18 protein-coding genes are annotated in these 21,406 nt (G+C 62.4%); 4 read left to right on the forward strand and 14 right to left on the reverse strand.

Annotated elements, in window-relative coordinates:
* Nucleotides 1-236 precede the first annotated feature (236 nt).
* The 3 genes from clpX to EHS19_RS00035 form a co-directional block, all read right to left on the reverse strand.
* Nucleotides 237-1,556: an ATP-dependent Clp protease ATP-binding subunit ClpX gene (gene clpX / locus EHS19_RS00025; protein ID WP_151915763.1), complete on the reverse strand. Its 1,320-nt coding sequence runs from the start codon at nt 1,554-1,556 to the stop codon at nt 237-239.
* A 67-nt stretch (nt 1,557-1,623) separates the two neighbouring features.
* The gene (locus EHS19_RS00030; protein WP_151915764.1) at nt 1,624-2,361 is read right to left on the reverse strand and encodes an ATP-dependent Clp protease proteolytic subunit; all 738 of its coding nucleotides are present in this window, start codon (nt 2,359-2,361) and stop codon (nt 1,624-1,626) included.
* Nucleotides 2,362-2,366: 5 nt separating this feature from the next.
* Complete coding sequence (locus EHS19_RS00035; RefSeq protein ID WP_151915869.1) at nt 2,367-2,984, reverse strand: ATP-dependent Clp protease proteolytic subunit; 618 nt, start codon at nt 2,982-2,984, stop codon at nt 2,367-2,369.
* A gap of 300 nt (nt 2,985-3,284) precedes the next feature.
* On the opposite strand from EHS19_RS00035, the gene EHS19_RS00040 reads away from it, so the two are divergent.
* Together EHS19_RS00040 and EHS19_RS00045 are read left to right on the forward strand one after the other, a co-directional pair.
* The gene (locus tag EHS19_RS00040; protein ID WP_151915765.1) at nt 3,285-4,787 is read left to right on the forward strand and encodes an MATE family efflux transporter; all 1,503 of its coding nucleotides are present in this window, start codon (nt 3,285-3,287) and stop codon (nt 4,785-4,787) included.
* Between the two features lie 81 nt (nt 4,788-4,868).
* Nucleotides 4,869-5,117, forward strand: coding sequence for a hypothetical protein (locus EHS19_RS00045; protein ID WP_151915766.1), 249 nt, complete (start codon nt 4,869-4,871; stop codon nt 5,115-5,117).
* On the opposite strand, the gene rlmN is transcribed toward EHS19_RS00045, so the two are convergent.
* The 11 genes from rlmN to EHS19_RS00105 all read right to left on the reverse strand — a co-directional run bounded on the left by rlmN (nt 5,095) and on the right by EHS19_RS00105 (nt 16,628).
* A complete protein-coding gene (gene rlmN / locus EHS19_RS00050; protein WP_151915767.1) occupies nt 5,095-6,306 on the reverse strand; it encodes a dual-specificity RNA methyltransferase RlmN in 1,212 nt (403 codons plus the stop codon). The genes EHS19_RS00045 and rlmN overlap by 23 nt on opposite strands.
* Before the next feature lie 90 nt (nt 6,307-6,396).
* Nucleotides 6,397-7,380 carry a phosphatidate cytidylyltransferase gene (locus EHS19_RS00055; RefSeq protein WP_151915768.1) on the reverse strand — a complete coding sequence of 328 codons (984 nt, stop codon included), beginning with the start codon at nt 7,378-7,380 and terminating at the stop codon, nt 6,397-6,399.
* A gap of 107 nt (nt 7,381-7,487) precedes the next feature.
* On the reverse strand, nt 7,488-8,042 hold the full coding sequence (gene frr, locus EHS19_RS00060; RefSeq protein ID WP_151915769.1) for a ribosome recycling factor: 555 nt from the start codon (nt 8,040-8,042) through the stop codon (nt 7,488-7,490).
* A gap of 97 nt (nt 8,043-8,139) precedes the next feature.
* Nucleotides 8,140-8,889 (reverse strand): UMP kinase, encoded by a 750-nt coding sequence (pyrH, locus tag EHS19_RS00065; protein WP_151915770.1) that lies wholly within the window; start codon nt 8,887-8,889, stop codon nt 8,140-8,142.
* Nucleotides 8,890-8,959: 70 nt separating this feature from the next.
* Nucleotides 8,960-9,679, reverse strand: coding sequence for a hypothetical protein (locus tag EHS19_RS00070; RefSeq protein ID WP_241676971.1), 720 nt, complete (start codon nt 9,677-9,679; stop codon nt 8,960-8,962).
* A 373-nt stretch (nt 9,680-10,052) separates the two neighbouring features.
* Entirely contained in the window at nt 10,053-10,904 is an 852-nt protein-coding gene (tsf, locus tag EHS19_RS00075; protein WP_151915771.1) for a translation elongation factor Ts, read from the reverse strand.
* A gap of 75 nt (nt 10,905-10,979) precedes the next feature.
* Nucleotides 10,980-11,834, reverse strand: a complete 855-nt coding sequence (gene rpsB, locus EHS19_RS00080; RefSeq protein WP_151915772.1) for a 30S ribosomal protein S2 — start codon at nt 11,832-11,834, stop codon at nt 10,980-10,982.
* Between the two features lie 266 nt (nt 11,835-12,100).
* Nucleotides 12,101-12,586 carry a peptide deformylase gene (locus EHS19_RS00090; protein WP_151915773.1) on the reverse strand — a complete coding sequence of 162 codons (486 nt, stop codon included), beginning with the start codon at nt 12,584-12,586 and terminating at the stop codon, nt 12,101-12,103.
* Between the two features lie 2 nt (nt 12,587-12,588).
* A complete protein-coding gene (locus EHS19_RS00095; protein ID WP_151915774.1) occupies nt 12,589-14,715 on the reverse strand; it encodes an AMP-dependent synthetase/ligase in 2,127 nt (708 codons plus the stop codon).
* 140 nt (nt 14,716-14,855) lie between these two features.
* Entirely contained in the window at nt 14,856-15,413 is a 558-nt protein-coding gene (locus tag EHS19_RS00100; RefSeq protein WP_151915775.1) for a hypothetical protein, read from the reverse strand.
* A 90-nt stretch (nt 15,414-15,503) separates the two neighbouring features.
* A complete protein-coding gene (locus tag EHS19_RS00105) occupies nt 15,504-16,628 on the reverse strand; it encodes a GuaB3 family IMP dehydrogenase-related protein (RefSeq protein WP_151915776.1) in 1,125 nt (374 codons plus the stop codon).
* A 135-nt stretch (nt 16,629-16,763) separates the two neighbouring features.
* Here EHS19_RS00105 and EHS19_RS00110 point away from each other — a divergent pair, with 135 nt between their 5' ends.
* Nucleotides 16,764-17,984, forward strand: a complete 1,221-nt coding sequence (locus tag EHS19_RS00110) for an NADP-dependent isocitrate dehydrogenase (RefSeq protein WP_151915777.1) — start codon at nt 16,764-16,766, stop codon at nt 17,982-17,984.
* A gap of 186 nt (nt 17,985-18,170) precedes the next feature.
* Nucleotides 18,171-20,000: a type 1 periplasmic-binding domain-containing protein gene (locus EHS19_RS00115; RefSeq protein ID WP_151915778.1), complete on the forward strand. Its 1,830-nt coding sequence runs from the start codon at nt 18,171-18,173 to the stop codon at nt 19,998-20,000.
* The last annotated feature ends 1,406 nt before the right edge of the window (nt 20,001-21,406 follow it).

Below are 21,406 nucleotides of genomic sequence, written 5' to 3' on the forward strand. Positions count from 1 at the left end.
ATTCGAACCTGCAACCTGCTGATCCGTAGTCAGCTGCTCTAATCCATTGGGCTACTGGCGCATGTTGCCTTGTTTTTGGCAACTCGAATAAGATACATCATCGCCCGCATATCGGCAAATCGAATCACCATACGGCGTGTCGCCTTGTATTCCGCCATTCCTCCATTCCGCCATTACGCCACCGTCGGCCTTCACAACCGACCTTCCCACCGATCGACTTCCCACCGGCCGACTTCCTACCGACCGACCAGTTTCGGCGCGCCGCCGTCCTCGATGCATGCTCGGTCGACGATCACCTGCCGCACGTCGTGCAGATCCGGCAGCGCAAACATGGTGTCCTCAAGCGCATGCTCGATGATGGATCGCAGACCGCGCGCCCCCACGCCGCGATTCACCGCGGTCGCCGCGATCGCGTGCACCGCCTCGTCGGTGAACCGCAGATCGATGCCTTCGGCGGCGAACATCTTGCGGTATTGGCGAGTCAGGGCGTTGCGCGGTCGGACGAGAACATCCGACAGATCATTTTCGTCAAGCTCGTCAAGCACGCTGACGACCGGCAGACGACCGATGAATTCGGGAAGCAGTCCGAATTCGGCCAGATCATCGGCGCTGACCTGGCGCAGCACCTGCGCATCGGGGATCCGCCCGCTGCGCCACGGTGCCGCAAACCCGCTGGCATGGGCGCCGATGCGCCTGCGGATGATGTCATCCAGACCGACGAAGGCACCGCCACAGATGAACAGGATGTCACGCGTGTCAATGCGAATCGTCTCCTGCTCGCGATGCTTGCGCGTACCTTCGGTGGGCACCGACGCGACCGTGCCCTCAAGAATCTTGAGCAGCGCCTGCTGCACGCCCTCGCCGGACACATCACGGGTGATGGAGGTGTTCTCCCCGGATTTTCTGGCGATCTTGTCGATCTCGTCAATATAGACGATGCCGTGCTGCGCCCGAGCCACATCGCCGTCGGCGGCTTCGATGAGCCGTTGCAGCACCGTTTCCACATCGTCGCCGACGTAGCCGGCCTCGGTGAGGGTGGTCGCGTCGGTGATGACGAATGGCACATCCATGATCCGTGCCAGCACGCGGGCAAGATACGTCTTGCCCACGCCGGTCGGTCCGAGCAGCAGCACGTTCGACTTGGCGATCTCGACATCGTCCAGCCGATCATCATCATCGCGCGACCGACGATCCGACGCACCCGCCGAGCCCGGCGACGCCGGCATCGCACCGCTCTCACGCGCGCGTTCATCCGATTCGATGCCGATGCGCCGATAGTGGTTGTACACGGCGACGGAGAGCGTGCGCTTCGCAGCGGCCTGACCGATCACATACCGGTCAAGGTACGCGTTGATCTCCGCCGGCCTGGGCGGGGCAGGCATGGGCGCGTCGTCGGTGCGTCTGCGATCCTCGTTGATGATCTCGACGCACAGATCGATGCACTCATCGCAGATGGACGCGGACGGCCCGGCCACCAGCTTGTGGACCTCCCGCTCGGTCTTGCCACAGAATGCACATCGCGGTGCATCCTCGTTGTAGCTCACCACGCGCCCCATGCCGCTCTCCAGTCGCCTCAATCACACGAATGACATGCCGGCAATCACATGCCGGCATCGTGCATCGTCACGGACGATGCTCAAGCACCTCGTCCACGATGCCGTACTCCTTGGCCTGCTGCGCGGTGAGGAACGTATCGACCTCGATGTCCTTGCGGATCTTCTCGACATCGCGCCCGGTATGCTTGGCCAGCGTGTTCTCCAGCCATTCGCGCATGCGCAGCATCTCCTTGGCCTGAATCTCGATCTCCGTGGCCTTGCCGAATCCCTGGTCGATGGCGGGCTGGTGGATGAGCACGCGCGCGTTCGGAAGAATCAGACGCTTGCCCTTGGTGCCTGCCGCCAGCAGAATCGCCGCCGCGGAGGCCGCCTGTCCAAGGCAGACGGTCTGCACGTCCGGCTTGATGTACTGCATGGTGTCGTAGATCGCCGTCATCGCGGTCATGGAGCCGCCCGGAGAGTTGATGTACATCATCACGTCGCGGTTCGGGTCCATGCTTTCAAGCACCAGCAGCTGCGCCATGATGTCGTCGGCGGACGTGTCGTCCACCTGAACGCCCATGAAGATGATGCGGTCCTCGAACAGCTTGGTGTACGGGTCCTGCGTCTTCATGCCGTACGGCGTCTTCTCGGAGAACTGCGGCAGCACATAGCGGTTCTGCGGCATCGCAACGCCGTATGCACTCTGAGCGGCACGCGCATCGAACGCGGCGCGGCGAGCCTGGGCCGGCATGAATCCGACGACCCCGGATGCGCCGGCAAGACGATCGGCGCGCTGGACGAACTTCGCTTCCTCGGATGCCATGACTGTCACTTCCCTTCCTGTTCGGCCCCGTCGGCATGGATGGTGTCCGGCGTCGAAACGAGCTTGTCGACGAAGCCGTATGCGAGCGCCTCCTCGGCGGTGAACCAGTGATCGTACTCGTTGTCGCGGTAGATCTCCTCGACCGTGTGCCCGGTCTGTCGTGCCGTCAGCTCGGCCAGCGTCTTCTTCATGTCCATGATGAGTTCGGCGTTGATGCGCACGTCGGTGGTCGTGCCGCCGATGCCGCCGGACGGCTGGTGCATGAGCACGCGCGCATGCGAGGTCAGATACCGCTTGCCCGGCGTGCCCGAGCTCAGCAGGAACTGGCCCATCGAAGCGCACATGCCGAGGCCCACGGTCGCCACATCCGGCTCGATGAGCTGCATCGTGTCGTAGATGGCCATGCCGGCGGTGATCGAGCCGCCGGGCGAATTGATGTACAGCCAGATGTCCTTCTTCGGATCCTCGGCCGCGAGCATCAGCATCTGCGCGCAGATGCGATTGGCCATATCGTCCTTGACCTCTTCGCCCATCCAGATGATGCGGTCCTTGAGCAGACGATTGAAAATCGGATCCACCATGGACGGGGCGTCGCCCTCGGCCATCATGGGTGAGGGTGTCATGAAACCTGCCACCTTGTCTCCTTGATTCACTCTATGGTACATCGTTCAACTGTACCTGTTTGAAGCGACGGAGGCGCGGAATTCGACGGTTATTCGGCTACCCGCATAGCACGCGGCATCGCATTCGCCCCGGGTGGGGCCGGCGGGGCCGTCTCGCGTGTCGTTGTCCGCACTGTGGTGCCTACAATGCCACCCGTGCGGTGTCGTCCGCACCTCGACGAACTGCGAACGACAAAACAGCAGCCGACGACCAACGCACGACACACGACACACGCACTGCACACGGGCACGGGAGGATGCATGAACAACGAGCTCTTCGAGAAGGCGCCGATTCCCAAGGCGTATTTCTCCCTTGCGATGCCGGTGGTGCTCAGCATGCTGGTCACGCTCGTCTACAATCTGGTGGACACCTACTTCATTGCGCACACGGGCGACACGAACATGGTCGCCGGCGTGTCGCTGACCGCTCCGGTGTTCACGGTGATGATCGCGATCGGCGACATCTTCGGGCTTGGCGGCAGCTCGGTCATCTCCCGTCTGTTCGGTCAGCACCGCTACGACGACGGTCGCCGGCTTTCCGTCTTCTGCTTCTACGGATCGCTGCTGATCGGCGTGGCGGTGCTGGTGTTCGGACTGGCGTTGCGTGATCCCATCCTGATGATGCTGGGCGCCAGCGAGGCGACGAAACCCCATGCAAGCGCCTACTACACCTGGATCATCATCGGCTCCCCGCTGATCATCATGTCGATGACGCCGACCAACCAGCTGCGCACCGAAGGGCATGCCGTGCCGTCGATGATCGGTTCGATCGCCGGCACCCTCGTCAACATCATGCTCAATCCGCTGTTCATCCACGTCTTCGGCTGGGGCGCCGCCGGTTCGGCGTTCGCCACCGTCATCGCGAACGTGTGCACCGACGGCTATTTCGTATGGTTTCTGATTCGACGCAGCCCGAATCTGTCGGTCGATCCAAGGCTGATGTTCACGCGCGGTGCCGAGGCGGCGCGCAGCCTGCCGTCGCGCGTCCGGTCCGATGCCTCCGGCCAGGCAGCAGCAGCGCCGGCGGCCGCCTCCGCCCGCGTCGGCAAGCCCGCCGGCACCGGCGCAAGGCGGCTGCGGCTTGACATCACCGCGCATGAGATCGGCGAGATTCTGGTGATCGGCATCCCCTCGGCGGTGACGAATCTGACGCAGAGCTTCGGCATCGTGCTGGTCAATCTCTATCTGCTGCGGTTCGGTGACGATCAGGTGGCGGCGATGGGCATCGCTCTGAAGATCGTGATGATCGCGGTGTCGGTGTTCGTCGGGTTCGCGTTCGGCGCTCAGGCGTTGATCGGCTACAACTACGGCGCGCGCAACATGCGCCGTCTGGCGGGCATCATGCGGTTCGCTTATCTGTTCCTCGCCTCGTTCGCATTGGCGATGACGGTGGCGCTCAGCATCGGCGACCGCTGGCTGATGCGTTTCTTCATCGCCGATGACCGCATCATCGATCTGGGCGCCGGCATGCTGCGCGTGCAGCTGCTCAGTCTGGTGTGCGTGGCGGTGGTCATGGTGACGACCTGCACGTTCCAGTCGACGGGCAAGGCCATGGGCGCGTTCATTCTGTCGATCGGCCGGCAGGGCGTGGTGCTTGCGCTGGTGCTGATGATCGCTTCCCGCGTCGCCGGATATCAGGGGGTGATCGCGGCGCAGGCGATTTCCGATCTGATCTGCGCTCTGCTGGCCTTGGTGCTGTTTTTCGTGATGCTTCCCGAATTGCGCACGGATGGCCGGGATGCCGTGCAGCGTCGCTCGGCGTGATACGTGATATCATCGCCGCAGGAATCAGATCACATCAGATCATCACGCGTAAGCGGTCAGTCACACAAGATTCGGGGTACCATGGACGACGATGTCAACGACGGCAGCATCATCAACGACAGCATCACCAATGGCAACGATGCCGGCGGCCACGACGATGCCTCCGGTCAACAGGCGGAGGAGCGCAACCGGGTTGCCTCGGTTGCGACGCGAGCGAAGGACCGTTGGACACCCGTCGAAGGTCTGGAGCTGCGACTTGCCTCGCCGCTGCCGTCAAGCGCGTTCTGGGGCGCCGACCCGACCATCGTCAAACATCCGCAGTGCCGTTAGCCTGACGCGTCTTCGCGGCAAGCTGTCCGCACGCGCCGTCGATGTCCTGACCGCGGGTGTCACGCAGTGTGGCGGTGATGCCGGCAGCGTGGAGAATGTCGAGAAAACGCTGTTCATCCTCGGGTTTGGATGCCGTCCAGCGCGAGCCCTCGATCGGGTTGAGCGGAATCGGGTTGACATGCGCCCAGTTGTCGCCGTAATGATTGAGCCGCTTGGCAAGCAGCCGCGCATGCTCCGCCTGATCGTTGATGCCTCGCATCAGCGCGTATTCGATGCTCACCCGCCGCTTCGACGCGAGCCAGTAATCGTGCGCGGCGTCCAGCACCTGTTCGGTGTTGAACCGCTTGTTCATCGGCACGAGTTCGTCGCGCAGCTCGTCGCTCGGCGCATGCAGCGACACGGCGAGCCGCACCGGGATGCCTTCGGCGGTGAGCCGTTTGATGCCCGGTACCACGCCGACCGTCGAGACGGTGATGTTGCGGGCGGAGATGCCGAAGCCCTCCGGCGGCTCGGCGCTGATCTGACGCACGGCGGAAAGCACCGAATTGTAGTTGCCCATCGGCTCGCCCATGCCCATGAACACGATGTTGCTCAGGCGACCTGGGCCTCCGGCGACCTCGCCGTCGCGCATCATGCGTGCGGCGACCCGCACCTGTTCGACGATCTCGCCCGCCGACATGTTGCGGGTCAGGCCGAGTTTGCCTGTCGCGCAGAACGGGCATCCCATGCCGCAGCCCACCTGTGAGGATATGCACAGGGTCGTGCGCGTCGGATAGCGCATCAGCACCGACTCGATATGGGAGCCATCGAACAGTCGCCACAGCGTCTTGATGGTCGTGCCGTTGTCGGCCACCTGACGGGTGACCTCGTGGATGAGCTCCGGAAAGAACGTCTGCGCGGCGTCAGCGCGCTTGGCCGCCGGAAAATCGGTGAAATCCTCGGCTGCCACGTCAAGACGCGCATAATAGTGATTCTTGAGCTGTCGGATGCGAAACTTCGGCAATCCAAGCTGCTCGGCCTTCTCCAGACGCAGCTGATCGGACATGTCGGCGAGATGCAGCGGCGGCTTGCCACGTCGCGCATGATCCTTGGACAGCACGTCCCGGAACGCGCCGGTCGTGCCGCCCGGCGTGATGCCGGTCTCCGGGGCAGCGGCCGCATCGTCAACCGCATGAACGCTCGTCACCATATCTATTCCGCCTCTTCCTACAGCCTTCGTCTGACATCGCACTATGCAGTCATTCGCCGCGATTCGACACGTCGAATGGCCGGATGCACGCTAGAGCCCGGTCACCCACAGCAACGCGCACAGGAACGGCGCGCACAGCAGAATGGAATCGATGCGATCCATCACACCGCCGTGACCTTTGAGCAGATGCCCCATGTCCTTGATGCCGATGTCACGCTTGAGCATGGATGCACACAGATCGCCGAACGTACCGACCACCCCGGTCAGGATTCCCGCCACGATCGGCACCCACCAGCGAGTCGCCCACAACGATGCGTCATAGGTGCACGCGAAGATGGCGAAGGCGCCGACCATGGCCAGCAGCATCGAACCGATGAGTCCTTCGACCGATTTCTTCGGAGAGATGCGAGGGCTGAGCTTGTGCCGTCCCAGCCAGGCACCCGCGAACAGGCCGCCGGTGTCGCTCAACGCGGGAAGAAACACCAGCGTGATCGCATGGGACACCGGATGATCGCCGGTCAGCGCGATGATCAGACCCGAGCCGAGCAGCGGAATGTAGAGCAGCGTGAACACCGACACCGCCACATGACTGAGTCTGCTGTGCGTATGCTCGCCGTTCTCATGATTGAACGACGATTCCAGTCGGGCCTGGGCATCGGTGTGCGACAGCTTGTTCGCCACGGCGAGCGACAGTCTGCTGCCGAAGCTCATCTTGATGCTCGCCGCCAAGGCGACCAACACGACCGAGCCGGACAGGCACACCGCCATGGCGACGATGTGCCTGGGTGACAGGTAGGTCGCGACCAGCGTGACGGTCGAGCAGATCCCCAGCATGACGACGGGGATGTGCAGCCCCGCAGTGGCGAAGTCCACGCGCAGCTCCCACAGCGCGAGCAGCATGAACACCACCAGCAACGCGACGAACGCGTCGACGCTGATCAGCAGGCATGCGAGAATCACGACGATGAGAATGACCGCGGTTGCGATGGCCTGAGGCATGTTGCGACCGGTTTTCCTGTTGATCGCGTCGATGGTCTCCTCGGCGCCATTCTCATGCCGTTCGCTCGTGGGCATCACACACCTCCGCACTCGCCCGTCAGTCCTGATTCGGGAAACCCAAGGGTTCGATTCGCAGAACGCCGAGTTCATGCCCTGCGTTCTGCGAACCCCACGAGGTCGTCTCAGACCTCCATGATCTCCTTCTGCTTGCCCTCAAGCAGCGTGTCGATGGAATCGACGACCTGCTTGGTGACCTTGTCCAGATCCTTGAGCAGACGATCACCCTCGTCCTCGCCGAGCTCGCCGTCCTTGACGGACTTGTCGATGCTCTCCTTGGTCTTGCGACGGATGTTGCGCACGGCGACCTTGCCCTCCTCGGCCTTGGTCTTGGCGAGCTTGACGTACTCCTTGCGGCGTTCCTCGGTCAGCTCGGGCATGGTCACGCGGATCACGTTGCCGTCGCGGTTGGGGCTCACGCCGAGGTCGGAGTCGCGGATGGCCTTCTCGACCTTGCCGGCCTGAGAGGCGTCGAAGGGGGTGATGGACAGCGTGCGGGGCTCCGGCACGCCGATGGAGGCGACGGCCTTGAGCGGCGTGGGTGCACCGTAGTAGTCCACCGTGATTCCGTTGAGCAGCGCCGGATTGGCGCGCCCGGTGCGGATGCCGGTGAAGTTCTCCTTGGTGTTCTCCACCGACTTGTTCATCTGTTCCTTGGCCTGATCGACGATGGTCGCCATATCTGCTCCTTGTGTTGGCTCGTGTTGGTTGGTACTGACTTATTGTTACTGATTAACGGCATTATCTGCCCGGAATTGCGCGAACGCGTTCGGCTCGCTACTCCTCGACGGTCGATTTGGCCGAGGACACCAGCGTGCCGATGCGCTCCCCGAGCAGGGCGCGGGTGACGTTGCCGGATTCCTCAAGACCGAACACGCGGATGAGCTGGCGATTGTCCCGAGCCATCGACAACGCCGCGGCGTCCATGACCGCGAGATTGTCGACAAGAGCCCGGTTGTAGCTGAGCGTGGAGAAGCGCTTCGCGGACGGATCCTTGCGCGGATCGGCGGTGTAGACGCCGTCGACGCCGTTCTTGCCCATCAGCACCTCGTCGCAGTGGATCTCCAGCGAACGCTGGACGGACACGGTATCCGTCGAGAAGTAGGGCATGCCGGCACCGGCGCCGAAGATGACGACGCGTCCCTTCTCCAGATGACGGATCGCCTTGAGCGGAATGTACGGCTCGGCGACCTGCCCCATCGTGATCGCGGTCTGCACGCGCGTGGACTGCCCCTCCTGCTCCAGGAAGTCCTGGAGGGCGAGACAGTTCATCACCGTGCCGAGCATGCCCATGTAGTCGCCGCGGGATCGATCGATGCCCGCCTGCTGAAGCTCGGCGCCGCGGAAGAAGTTGCCGCCGCCGACCACGATCGCGACCTGAACCCCCTGTTTCACCGCGGGAACGATCTCCTCGGCGATGCGACGGATCACATTGGTGTCGATTCCGACCCGGCCGCCGCCGAACGCCTCCCCTGAAAGCTTGAGCAGTACTCTGCGCGGTCGATCGCCTGCATCCTCGCCAGTCATACGTAAGCCTTTCTGATACGTCCCAGCCCGGGCAACGGGCATGGGAGCGCGAAATTTACCGTCTAACAGACTATCGGTCGAGCGCGACAGTGGCGGCTTCGCGGCTGATGCCGCCGGCATAGGAGACGACATGCTCGACCACATCGCGCAGATACGTCATCGACGTGCGCCAGTCGCCGGGCACTTCGATCGAATGGTTCGCGCCCGCGTATTCGTGCACATGCGGGCTGAGCCGACGCGCGCGTTCGCCGTTGAACAGCGGGTCGGCGTCGCCTGCGCAGATCAGCGGCTTGGTCGCGCCGTCGTGCGCGGAATCATAGTCGGGATCGCCGGGCACCGGTATGACCGAGCGCGATGGATCGAAGTCAGCCGGCGCGAACACCGGGGTGAGCAGGGCGACTGGCAGATCGAGCGTCTGCGCATGCGGGAACATGAACGTGGACAGCGACTTGGTGACCAGCATGACGCGCGGTGCCGCCATGCCGGCCCGCTCGGCGTCGGCGTTCACCTCGCGAAGCCAGTCATCGACGGCATCCGACAGCATGGCGATGATCTCGGATGCCGGCGACGTGGACAGGTTGGCGTTCACATCCAGCCGATCCGCATACCATCCGTCGTCGATGAGCGCGTTCGCGCTATAGTACAGCAGCGGCCGATCGCAGGTGTATCCGGTTCCCGGCATCAGCAGCACACGTCGGTCGGCGGCCTCCGCATCGATGCGGTTCCTCCCCCATGCCCGCCGCGAACACGTCGGCCTGACCGATCCGTCGCCCATGATCGAAGAAATCATCGTGTGCCTCCTACCGCCTGCATGCGGCCTCCTCGCATGGCACCGCGTCACGTTGCGCGACACGCCGCCGTGTGAAACCAAATGAAACCAAACGAAACTCTACAAAACGAAAGAAAACGTAAAGCGAAAAACGAAAAACGAAAGAAAACGAAGCGGAACAACAACGGCGAACAATCATACGAAAGGGCGGTCCACGAATGATCCGTGGACCGCCCTCATTGGCTCATATGGCGTGATCATATGGCCGCCATTGGCAATGGTTCCGGCGAAGGGCTTGCGGCCAATGCCATCAGCCGCGGCGCTCGACCCGGCGAACGCCCTCATGGACGACGCCGCCATGACGACCGCCGCGGTTTTCGAGATGAATGGACGCTCAGTCCTCGTCGGCCTTGCCGACCTCGACGCGCGCGAAGGCGATGGCCTTGCCGCCGACCTCCTCGAACAGCTTGCCGACGGTCTTGGACGGATCCTTGACGAACGGCTGCTCCAGCAGGACGACCTCCTTGTAGAAGGCGTTGAGACGACCCTCGACGATCTTCGGGACGATCTTCTCCGGCTTGCCTTCGGCGAGGGACTTCTCGGTGGCCACGCGACGCTCGGACTCGACCACATCGGCCGGGACGTCCTCGCGGGTGAGCCACTTGGCGCCCATCGCGGAGATCTGCAGAGCGGCCTCGTGGGCGACCTTGGCACCGGCCTCGTCGGTGGCGATCATGGCGACGATGCTCGGCGGCATCTCGACGGACTTCTTGTGCGCGTAGATCTCGACGTGCGGACCGGAGATCTTGGCGAACTGACCGACCTTGACGTGCTCGCCGAACAGGGCGGCGGCCTCCTCGACGGCGACCTTGACGGTGCCGTCCTCGGCCTTGGCCTCCAGCAGCTCCTCGGCGTTGTCGGCATCGGCGGCCACGGCGTAGCCGAGCACGGTGTCGGCGAACTCCACGAACTTCGGGGTCTTGGCCACGAAGTCGGTCTCGGAGTTCAGCTCGACGGCGTAACCGGTCTCGCCCTCGGCGGTCTCGACGACCTTGGAGGCGATGGTGCCTTCCTGAGCCTTGCGGCCCTCACGCTTGCCGGCGGCCTGAATGCCCTTGGCTCGAATGATTTCCTTGGCGCGCGCGACGTCGCCCTCGGCCTCGGTGAGGGCCTTCTTGACGTCGAGCATGCCGGCGCCGGTGTCCTCGCGGACCTGCTTGATCAAAGCTGCAGTGATTGCTGCCATTGCTGTGTCTCCTCTAGACTTGTCTGTTCCCAATAAACGAATGGGAGGCGTTGCGCCTCCCATCATATCGGATGCTCAGGCCTTGGCCTCGTCCGTGCCTTCGGCGGTGTCGGCCGGCTCGGCCTTCTCGCCGCCCTCGGCGGTCTCGGCGGTCTGATCCGCGTTGCCTTCGGTCAGGAGTTCCTTCTCCCATGCGGCCATCGGCTGATCGCCCTCGGCCTCGGCCTTCTCGGCCTTGCCGGAACGCTCCAGCAGACCGTCGGCGACCGCGTCGGCGATCAGGGTGGTCAGCAGCTCGATGCCGCGGATGGCGTCATCGTTGGCCGGGATCGGGTAGTCCACCGTCTCCGGATCGGTGTTGGTGTCGACCAGCGCGACGACCGGGATGCCCAGCTTGTGGGCCTCTTCGACGGCCAGCGCCTCCTTGTTGATGTCGACCACGAACATCGCGGACGGCGTGCGGTTCATGTTGCGGATGCCGCCCAGCTGCTTCTCGAGCTTGTCCTTCTCGCGCTCAAGCAGGAGCAGCTCCTTCTTGGTCAGACCGGAGCCGTGCACGTCGGAGAAGTCCATCTCCTCGAGCTCCTTCAAACGGCCGACGCGCTTGGAGACGGTCTGGAAGTTGGTCAGCATGCCGCCGAGCCAGCGCTCGGAGACGTACGGCATGTTCACGCGGGTGGCCTGCGTGGAGACGGCCTCCTGCGCCTGCTTCTTGGTGCCGACGAACAGCACGGTGCCGTTGTGGGCCACGGTGGTCTTGATGAAGTCGTAGGCCTTGTCGATCAGTTCAAGGGACTTGAACAGGTTGATGATGTGGATGCCGTTGCGCTGCATGAGGATGTACTGCTTCATCTTCGGGTTCCAGCGACGGGTCTGGTGGCCGAAGTGGACGCCGGCCTTGAGCATCTCGCTCATCGTGATCTGTGCCATTGCACTGCCTTTCCTTGTCGGTTATTGCCTGGCCATGCGTCCCCGCGTGCGACCGGACCGCAAAGCCCGACCGACCGACACGGGTCGTCGCCGACATGGCGCGTTTTTTGGTGTGCCGGTTGACAATGGGATTGGCCCGAACCGCCTGCGACTGCGGTTTGAGCCTTGGGTGGCACACACAAATTTCTAGGATATTGCACACCCTATACAAATGGGGGCGCACCAACGTGCACGGACTTGCACGCGAACGCGCCCTTGACCGTGCTCTAGCGGGCGTGGCTGCGCATGTAGCGCAGCGCCTCGCGCCGCTCCTCCTTCTCCAGGCGATCAAGGTAGACGTGGCCGTCCAGATGATCGCATTCATGCTGCAGCATGCGTCCCATCAGGCCATGGCCTTCGAGGACGACCTCATGGCCGTCCACGTCGATGCCCCGCACGCGGGCGTAGTCGGCGCGCCGCGTCTTGTACCACAGCCCGGGCACCGACAGGCATCCCTCCTCGCCGTACTGCTCGCCGCTCGTACATTCCATCACGGGATTGAGCACATAGCCGATGCGGCCTTCGATGTTGTACGAGAACGCGCGCAGACTCACCCCTATCTGATTGGCGGACAGTCCCGCCCGACCGGGGTCGTTCACCGTCTCCAGCAGATCATCCACCAGACGTCTTACGGCCGGGGTGATCGTGGTGATCGTGTCGCATGGGGTTCTCAGCACAGGATCGGGCACGACCCGAATCTCTCGCATGGCCACGGCTATCTGTTCTCCTTGTCGTTGTCGGCCTCGTCGTTCGTCTCCCCATTCAACGACTCGGCCGGGACCTCGGCGCCATCCTGTGCGGCACCGCCGTCCTGCCCGTTCGACGCGTTCCGCTCGCCGTGTTCGCCGCGTTCGCCCTCGTTGGCGTCATCCGCGTTCTGCTGACGACGCATCCGTTCGCTCACGGTGCTCTTCGCCTCCTCGAACGCCTGCGTCACGCTCTCCGACGCCTGCCGGACGGTTTCGGACGCCTGCTTGACCGTTTCCGTGGTGCGATCGAGGATCTTGACGGTCGCGGGAAGCGGACGAGCCGCGCCCTTGGGCGCATAGAGCACGTCGTCGATGATGCTCGCATAGCGTTCGAGCACCTTCGGACGAACCACCTTCAGGCTCGGCGTCAGCGTGCCGTCGTCCTGATTGAACTCCTCGTCGAGCACGACGAACTTGCGCACCGACTCGGCACGCGAGACGTTGCTGTTCGCCTGATCGACATACTGCTGGATGAAGGCGTGCACCGCATCGCTGGACGCGATCTGGCTCATGGGCGCGTCTGCGTCAAGCCCCTGAGCGGACAGCCAGGAGCGAGTCATCTCGGGATCGAGCTCGATCAGCGCCGAAATGAACGGACGTCCGTCGCCGACGACCACGGCATGTCCGACGATCGGGCAGGTGTCGATGATCTCCTCCATCGGTGCCGGCGAGATGTTCTTGCCGCCGGCGGTGATGATGATGTCCTTCTTGCGTCCGGTGATGTAGATGAACCCGTCGTCGTCGATCTTCGCGAGATCGCCGGTGTGCAGCCATCCGTCCGGCTGAAGGACCTCGGCGGTGAGTTCGGGACGGCGGTAGTAGCCGAGGAAGACGCTGGCGCCGCGGATGAGCAGCTCGTCGTCGTCGGCGAGTTTGACCTCGGCGCAGCCGGGATGACCGACCGAACCGACCCTGTTGGAGTCCTGGAAGTTGACCATGCAGGGGGCTGCGGTCTCGGTCATGCCATAGCCCTGAATGAACGTAATGCCGTCGAACCCGTTGAAGAAATGGGCAAGGTCGGCGTTGATCGGCGCGCCGCCGCACGCAAGGTACTTGAGATTGGGACCGAGCGCCGAGCGGATGGACGAGCCCACCGTGCGCATGTAGAACGCATGGCGGATGCGGGCGAGCGGCGAATGCCCCTTGCCGGTCTGCCCGTCCTTCGACCATTGGACGAAATGACGGAACGCGCTGGCGAAGATCCGGCCCTTGATGCCGGCTCCGGCCTTCTGCGACGCCGCGTTGTACACCTTTTCGAACACACGCGGCACGCCCAGCAGGTAGGTGGGCTTGAATCCGCGCAGATCGGCCAGCAGATGCTTGGCGCTGGGAATATAGCCCACGACGCCATGCGAGCCGATCGCCACGTACTGGATGTATCGGGCGAAGCAGTGCGCCAGCGGCAGGAACAGCAGCAGACGGCTCGGCTGATAGAGCATGTCGTTGAGCACCTCGTAGCCGTTGAGCACGGTATGGGTGAAATTGCGATGCGACAGCATCGCTCCCTTGGGCTTTCCGGTCGATCCGGACGTGTATACGATGGTCGCCAGATCGTCGGCCTTGACTCTGCCGATCGCGCGCTCCAGTTCCTCGTCGCTGATCGAACCGCCGAAGTCGGCCACGGCGTCAAGTCCGCCCTGCTCGTAGTTGAAGATGTACTTGAGCTCGGGATGATCCCGTCGAATCTGCTCAAGTGTCTGCGCATGGGCCGCATCCCCCGCGAAGGCGACCACCGGATTGACGTCGGAGACGATGTTCGCCGCCTGCTTGGTCGAATCCGTCTCATAGATCGGCACGCTCACCGCGCCGATGGCGGCGCAGGCGAAATCCGTAACACCCCAGTCATAGCAGGTCGCCGAGTAGATGACGACCATGCTGCCTGCCTTGACGCCGAGTCCCATCAGTCCCTTGGCGACCTGGGACACCCGTTCGAGCATGGCCGAGGCGGTGACGTCATGCCAACGCCGCTGCCCGTCCTGCCATTGGGCGATCAGGTCGTCGGGATCACGCTCGACGCGATGGGCGAGCAGCGAATAGATCGTATCCTTTTCGGTGGTGGGATGTATCACGTCCACAGCATATTCACGCAACATGAGCACCACTATACCCGTATGCCGGCCGACACCTCGGTATGTCGGCATCGCATACAGGCGCGTCGCGAACGCATCGCAAACGCGCCTGCGTCAGGCGGCACGGCCCCCGTCGGCCCCGGTGCGCATCGATCGCGTTCGAATCAGCCGACGTCGGCCAGCACGCACACCCAGCGATTGCCCACGCGACGCAGCACCAGATTGGTCCAATGATTCTCCGCGCCGATCGTCAGATGCACCGCCATCTCGACATGGTTGGGGCTGACGAACACGCCGTTGATCGTCTGCGGCATGGCGGGAAGCGTCGCGAAGCGCTCGCGCACGTCGGGATAGGACTCCATATGCTTCTCCAACAGCATCGCCATGGTCTCCAGCTTCCTCACGCACGCCCCCGACAGCGTGCGATGCAGCATCGACGACGGCAGTCGTCCGCGCACCACATCGGTCGCCATGCATGAGATGCGGCAGGACGACATGGCAAGCGACTGGCTCTGCTCCGAATCGACCTCGCCCGAGAAGCAGCGGGCGATATGATACGGAACCGGCTTATGCGACAGCTCGACGTTGATGAACCCGTCGTCGGATGGCAGAGGACGCCCCTGACCTGAATGGAAAAACTGATACGGATAAGTCATGGCACGCTCTTCTCCCTCGTTGGATCGCACGCCCGACATCGTGGCGGCATACCTCAACAACAGCATGATGTCGTGCCCCCGTCAACTTCGCGGGGGCACGACATGCCAAAATCGACGAAAGACTACATGCTATCGACGTTCCATCGACGCCGAAGCCTATCGACGTTCGTAAGGGGTGACCACCACGTTGCAGCGCTGGAAGCTCTTCACGTCGACGTAGCCGGTCGAGGCCATCGCACGCTTGAGCGCACCGATGAAGTTGGCTCTTCCATCCGCCTGATGGCTCGGTCCGAACAGGATCTGCTCAAGCGTGCCGACCGTGCCGACATCGGTGCGATGACCGCGAGGCAGCGTCTGATGACGCGCCTCGGCACCCCAGTGCTTGCCGTGTCCGGGAGCCTCGGAGGCACGGGCGAGCGGCGCGCCCATCATCACCGCGTCCGCGCCCATGGCAAGCGCCTTGACGAAGCTGCCGGAATCTCCCATGCCACCGTCGGCGATGACCTGAACGTAGCGGCCGCCGGATTCGTCCATGTAGTCGCGACGCGCCTCGGCCACGTCGGCGATCGCCGTGGCCATCGGCGCGTGCACGCCGATCGTGGCGCGCGTGGCCGAGACCGCGCCGCCGCCGAAGCCGACGAGCACGCCCGCCGCACCGGTGCGCATCAGATGCAGGGCGGCCGTATAGTTGGCCGCACCGCCGACGATGACCGGAACGTCGAGATCGTAGATGAACTTCTTGAGGTTCAACGGCTCATGGTTGCTGGACACATGCTCCGCCGACACCGCCGTGCCGCGGATCACGAACAGATCCACGCCGGCATCGACCACCGTCGAATAGAACTGCTGCGTACGCTGCGGAGACAACGCTCCGGCGACCGTGACGCCGGCATCCCTGATCTCATGGAGTCTGCGCGTGATCAGCTCGGGCTTGACCGGTTCGGCGTAGATGCGCTGGATACGCGGCGTCGCCTCCTCGGCAGGTATCTCGGCGATCTCGCGCAGCAGCGGCTCCGGATCCTCATAGCGCGTCCACAGACCCTCCAGATCCAGCACGCCCAACGCACCCAGACGTCCCATCTCGATCGCGGTGGCGGGACTGGTCACCGAATCCATCGGGGCGCCGATGACCGGCACGTCGAACTCATAGGCGTCCACCTGCCATGCCGTGGACACGTCCTGAGGATCGCGCGTGCGGCGGGAGGGAACGATGGCTACGTCATCAAGGGAATAGGCCAGGCGGCCCTTCTTCCCCAGACCGATTTCAATTTCCTGAGACATGGCTCCAAGGCTAATGCCGGTGCCTGACAGTCGGAGCCTGACGGTCCGTGTTTCGGATACGCGCGGCCGGACGTTACAAACATGCGCTATGACTTGACGCATATGCGCGAAAACCCTCATCACAAAGGAGCAGGCATGGCCAAAATCAAGGTCGAAGGGACCGTCGTCGAACTCGACGGCGACGAAATGACCCGCGTCATCTGGAAGGACATCAAGGATCGACTGATCCTGCCCTACCTGGACGTCAATCTCGACTACTATGACCTCGGCATCCAGAACCGCGACGCGACCGACGATCAGGTGACCATCGACGCGGCGAACGCCATCAAGCGCGAGCATGTCGGCGTCAAGTGCGCCACCATCACCCCCGACGAGGCGCGCGTCAAGGAATTCGGCCTCAAGAAGATGTGGAAGTCCCCCAACGGCACGATCCGCAACATTCTGGGCGGCACGATCTTCCGCGAGCCGATCGTGATGAGCAACGTGCCGCGACTGGTGCCCGGCTGGACCAAGCCGATCGTCGTGGCCCGCCACGCCTTCGGCGACCAGTACAAGGCCACCGACTTCAAGGTGCCGGGCGCCGGACGCCTGACCGTGACCTTCACCCCGTCCGACGGTTCCGAACCCATCCAGCATGTGGTCTACGACTACGGCGAGGACGGCGGCGTGGCCCAGGTGCAGTACAACGTGAACGACTCGATTCGCGGTTTCGCCCGCGCCTGCTTCAACTACGGTCTCAAGCGCCACTACCCGGTGTATCTGTCCACCAAGAACACGATCCTCAAGGCGTACGACGGCCAGTTCAAGGACATCTTCGCCGAAGTGTACGAAACCGAGTACAAGGAGCGATTCGAGGCTGCAGGCCTGACCTACGAGCACCGTCTCATCGACGACATGGTGGCCAGCTCCCTCAAGTGGCACGGCGGCTACATCTGGGCCTGCAAGAACTACGACGGCGATGTGCAGTCCGACTCCGTGGCGCAGGGCTTCGGCTCGTTGGGCCTCATGACCTCCGTGCTCATGACCCCGGACGGCCAGACCGTGGAGGCTGAGGCCGCGCACGGCACCGTCACCCGCCACTACCGTCGCTGGCTCAAGGGCGAGAAGACCTCCACCAACCCGATCGCCTCGATCTTCGCGTGGACCGGCGGCCTCAAGCACCGTGCCGATCTGGACAACACCCCCGAGGTGCGCCATTTCGCCGAGACGCTGGAGAAGGTCATCGTCGACACCGTCGAGGGCGGTCAGATGACCAAGGATCTCGCGATGCTCATCGGGCCCGATCAGCCATGGCTTGACACCGAGGGCTTCATGAACGCGCTCGACGAGAATCTCGCCAAAGCGCTCAACGACTAGGAGCGCATGCGTCAGGCGACTGGCATGATCGCGCATCATATGCGCATGCGGACGGCGGAGTCGTGAATCGGATCATGGGATCGTGCCCATGGGTTTGCGACTCCGCCGTCGCGATTGAACCGGACTCGTGAGGATACTACAATCAGACCAGACAGCGACACTCACGAGGCGGCAAAGGACATCGAGATGACTTTCACCGGCAAACGGATGCTTGCACGATTCGCGGCGTTTGCAACGTCCGCAGCACTGTTGATCGGCGCTGCGTCCTGCTCATCGACCGAGGATAGCCACAGCGAGGACCCCAAGCCGACCACCAACAGCGCCACTGCGGCAACCACCGGCAAGGTGGCCGTGTTCACCCCCTCCGACGGCGTGTCGATCGGACAGAGCACGCCGATGAACCGATGGCCGTCGTTCGTCTCCGATCTGACCGAAGCCCTGCATGCCGCCCATGTCGACAGCGACGACATCACCACCTCGACGGCATCCTCGCTGGACGAGCAAAGCCGCGACATTCAGGACTATGTCGTCGAGCATGTAACCAAGTCCAACGCCGGCGGCGCTCAGCAAAGCACCGACGATGGCACAGCTGACGCATCGATCACGCTGGTGATCGCACCTGTTGCGGACAATAGCGCAATCACCCATGACTATGGCGATTTCGTAAGCATGCCCGATGCAGCATCAGCTCAGTCATCCGATGCCGCATCGTCCAATGACGGTGGGAGCGAAACCTCGGATTCCTCGACTGCTTCCTCCACCGATTCGCAAGATGCCGCATCGGATGACGACGCACCTGCCGCGGCAGACTCCGACAAGAACACCGACAACAACACAACCGACGACACCAACGGCAACACGGACAGCGCCAGCGCAGCCAGCGGCAGCGCAGCCAGCGACACGGATGCCGCCATCGCGCGGCTGAATTCGTCGATCACCTTGGCCCGCGAATCCGGTATGCATGTCATCATGCTGTCGAACAACGTCACCGGAGTCTCCCCCGATGCCTTGGTACGATTCTCGACGGCGCGTCAGATCGGTCAGATTCAGGCGGAGAAGCTTGTCACCAAACTCGATCTCGGCAAAACCAATAAAGACAATCCCAAGACAGTCGAAGTGCTTCTTCCGATTTCCGCCAAATCAGGGACCGCGGAATATGACTTGCAATCAGCCTTCCTCAAGGAAGCGTTCATGGGAATCTGGCAGATACTGGACGATTATTTCAAATCCGGCAAACTCGTGAGCGCGTCCGGCCTGTTGACGGCCGACAGCACCGAGCAGGATTGGAGCAAACTTCTAGTCGACGCATCAAAGACGACCAATGTGCAGCGCGCGGTTTCCGAGAGACTCAAATCATCCGATGACACAGCGAAGGATGCCACGATGACGCATATCGATGGGATCATCGGGTTGACCGATACGGCTGCGAGCCAGATCATCAAGGAACTCAGCGCCATGGGATACACCGGCACAGCCGCGGATATCAACCCCTCCATCTCGATCACCGGCATCGTCGGCAATATCATCGGCAAGCATGACCTGACTCGCGAACCGGTGCCGGATCCCATTAAATCGCCTGACAACGATGATGCCGCGAACAACAAGCCCGACAAACAGTACGCCTCGCAATGGCCGATCGTGACCGGGTACGGCGCTTTCGTGGATTCCATGCCCCAGATCGTCAACGGGCAGCAGTGGATGACCGCCCTAGAGGATCGCAAGGCGATCGCAACGGACGTCGCCGACGCTTGCGTGACGTTCAACCGCAAAGCATCGATCGACAAACGAGACTACGTCACCATGGAAACGATCCGCACTGACGGCAATACAGCCAATAACAGCAATGTCGACGGCGGCAATGCCAAAACCGACAACGGCAACACCACCAACAGCAACACCACCACAGCGAAAACGATTCCCGTCATCAGCGAAGCGCCTTTGGCTGTCAGCGCCTCCAATCTGAAAAACGCACTGATCGATCCAGGATATATTTCACTGGCCGATGCCGGCCTGTAGCAAATCTGGTCTCTAACAGACCTGTTCTTTGGCAAATCCAAAGTAGCTGACCGGCCCCTTCTTAGCGCATGTTTTTCTCGAACTTGGGGTGAATCTTGAGAAATGCTTGCGCTAAGCCGCCCATTGGACAGTGCCGATCATTGGCATCCCATTGGCGCCCTTTGACGCAAGGTACTTCTCAGGGGAATGGGCCATCTCATGGAATGCTGGGATTCCCGCTTTGCGCAGTGAATAATGCGACGCCTCTCTGATCTTTGTGCCTCTTGTCTTAACATGCTTGTCTTTGTTGAACTGTGCGTTGAAACCGAGTGTGGAACCGTGTTTGCGCAAGGATTTCTCGGGATTTGCCTTGAGTTCGTAGAATCCTTGCGCTAGCAGGCCTCGTAGCGCAAAGATTTCTCGGAAAGATCCATGAGTTCGTAAAATGATTGCGCTAAGCCCTGTCCCAGCGCAAGGATTTTACGAGATGGCCGTTTTCCCCGAGAAATCCTTGCGCTGTGAGGTGCTGAGGTGCTCGAGGGTTGCACCATGGCTGGGTCATGTCACGCATCGTCGGAACGGGGCGAAATCATACTGCGTACCACTGGCCGATGGTACGCAACGCAACATAACATCCATTCCACGTTCCGTACCACTGTTGCACAGTACGTAACTCAACAACAAGCCCGAATCACACTGCGCACCGCCAATCCGCGGTACGTAACGCTGACGTACCTGATTGTTGCTCCGTCTCCACGGCGAGACGGCTTGTGTCGTCTGCTGTCGATAATGCTCGCTTTCCACGTCACAGGGAGCGGGGGCGCCCTGTGACTAAAACCGCGCCATGCCACGCCAGTGGTATGGAATGCGGAATGCGTGTTGCTGTGCGTTGCCATAGCATGGGTGCCTCGTTGCTAGAACAACTTGCGTTCACAGGGCGGTCGGACGCGAGACGCAGCCAGTTGGGCGTTCAGCGCGAGTCATGCCAAGCCATGCCACACCGAGCCATGCCGAGCCAGATCGCCCGCATGACTCCCGCTTGTCACGCGACGTCAAAATCGCCGAAAATCGCGTCGCGTGACAGATCGTGGCATTCCGTCGTCATGGGCCATAATCACAAAATGGCGGAATTTCAATGGTTTGAACCAGGCTGAAGCCGGTTCCCAGCTGGTTCGCGTGTCACGAGACGTGAAAACCGGGCAAAATCGCGTCGCGTGACAAGTCGGACTGTCACGCGACGCCACAATCACCGAAAAACGCGTCGCGTGACAGACTTTGGTGCTTGCGAAGCGGCGCCTGTCAAGATCAACGGAAGACCTTTCAGTGTTGCATTGTGCCCCTGAGACGTGATCGTGTGCATGGGACGTATGTCTTGTGCGGTCATGTGCATGGAACGTATGCGTGGGGCGCGCGATGCGTCTTTCGTG

This window comes from Bifidobacterium jacchi (assembly GCF_009078285.1).
Taxonomy (GTDB): Bacteria; Actinomycetota; Actinomycetes; order Actinomycetales; family Bifidobacteriaceae; genus Bifidobacterium; species Bifidobacterium jacchi.

Coding starts and splice junctions, on each gene's coding strand:
- clpX (WP_151915763.1), bottom strand. CDS start 1,556: ATGGGGCGCGTGGTGAGCTACAACGAGGATGCACCGCGATGTGCATTC.
- EHS19_RS00030 (WP_151915764.1), bottom strand. CDS start 2,361: ATGGCATCCGAGGAAGCGAAGTTCGTCCAGCGCGCCGATCGTCTTGCC.
- EHS19_RS00035 (WP_151915869.1), bottom strand. CDS start 2,984: ATGACACCCTCACCCATGATGGCCGAGGGCGACGCCCCGTCCATGGTG.
- EHS19_RS00040 (WP_151915765.1), top strand. CDS start 3,285: ATGAACAACGAGCTCTTCGAGAAGGCGCCGATTCCCAAGGCGTATTTC.
- EHS19_RS00045 (WP_151915766.1), top strand. CDS start 4,869: ATGGACGACGATGTCAACGACGGCAGCATCATCAACGACAGCATCACC.
- rlmN (WP_151915767.1), bottom strand. CDS start 6,306: ATGGTGACGAGCGTTCATGCGGTTGACGATGCGGCCGCTGCCCCGGAG.
- EHS19_RS00055 (WP_151915768.1), bottom strand. CDS start 7,380: ATGCCCACGAGCGAACGGCATGAGAATGGCGCCGAGGAGACCATCGAC.
- frr (WP_151915769.1), bottom strand. CDS start 8,042: ATGGCGACCATCGTCGATCAGGCCAAGGAACAGATGAACAAGTCGGTG.
- pyrH (WP_151915770.1), bottom strand. CDS start 8,889: ATGACTGGCGAGGATGCAGGCGATCGACCGCGCAGAGTACTGCTCAAG.
- EHS19_RS00070 (WP_241676971.1), bottom strand. CDS start 9,679: ATGATTTCTTCGATCATGGGCGACGGATCGGTCAGGCCGACGTGTTCG.
- tsf (WP_151915771.1), bottom strand. CDS start 10,904: ATGGCAGCAATCACTGCAGCTTTGATCAAGCAGGTCCGCGAGGACACC.
- rpsB (WP_151915772.1), bottom strand. CDS start 11,834: ATGGCACAGATCACGATGAGCGAGATGCTCAAGGCCGGCGTCCACTTC.
- EHS19_RS00095 (WP_151915774.1), bottom strand. CDS start 14,715: ATGTTGCGTGAATATGCTGTGGACGTGATACATCCCACCACCGAAAAG.
- EHS19_RS00100 (WP_151915775.1), bottom strand. CDS start 15,413: ATGCTGTTGTTGAGGTATGCCGCCACGATGTCGGGCGTGCGATCCAAC.
- EHS19_RS00105 (WP_151915776.1), bottom strand. CDS start 16,628: ATGTCTCAGGAAATTGAAATCGGTCTGGGGAAGAAGGGCCGCCTGGCC.
- EHS19_RS00110 (WP_151915777.1), top strand. CDS start 16,764: ATGGCCAAAATCAAGGTCGAAGGGACCGTCGTCGAACTCGACGGCGAC.
- EHS19_RS00115 (WP_151915778.1), top strand. CDS start 18,171: ATGACTTTCACCGGCAAACGGATGCTTGCACGATTCGCGGCGTTTGCA.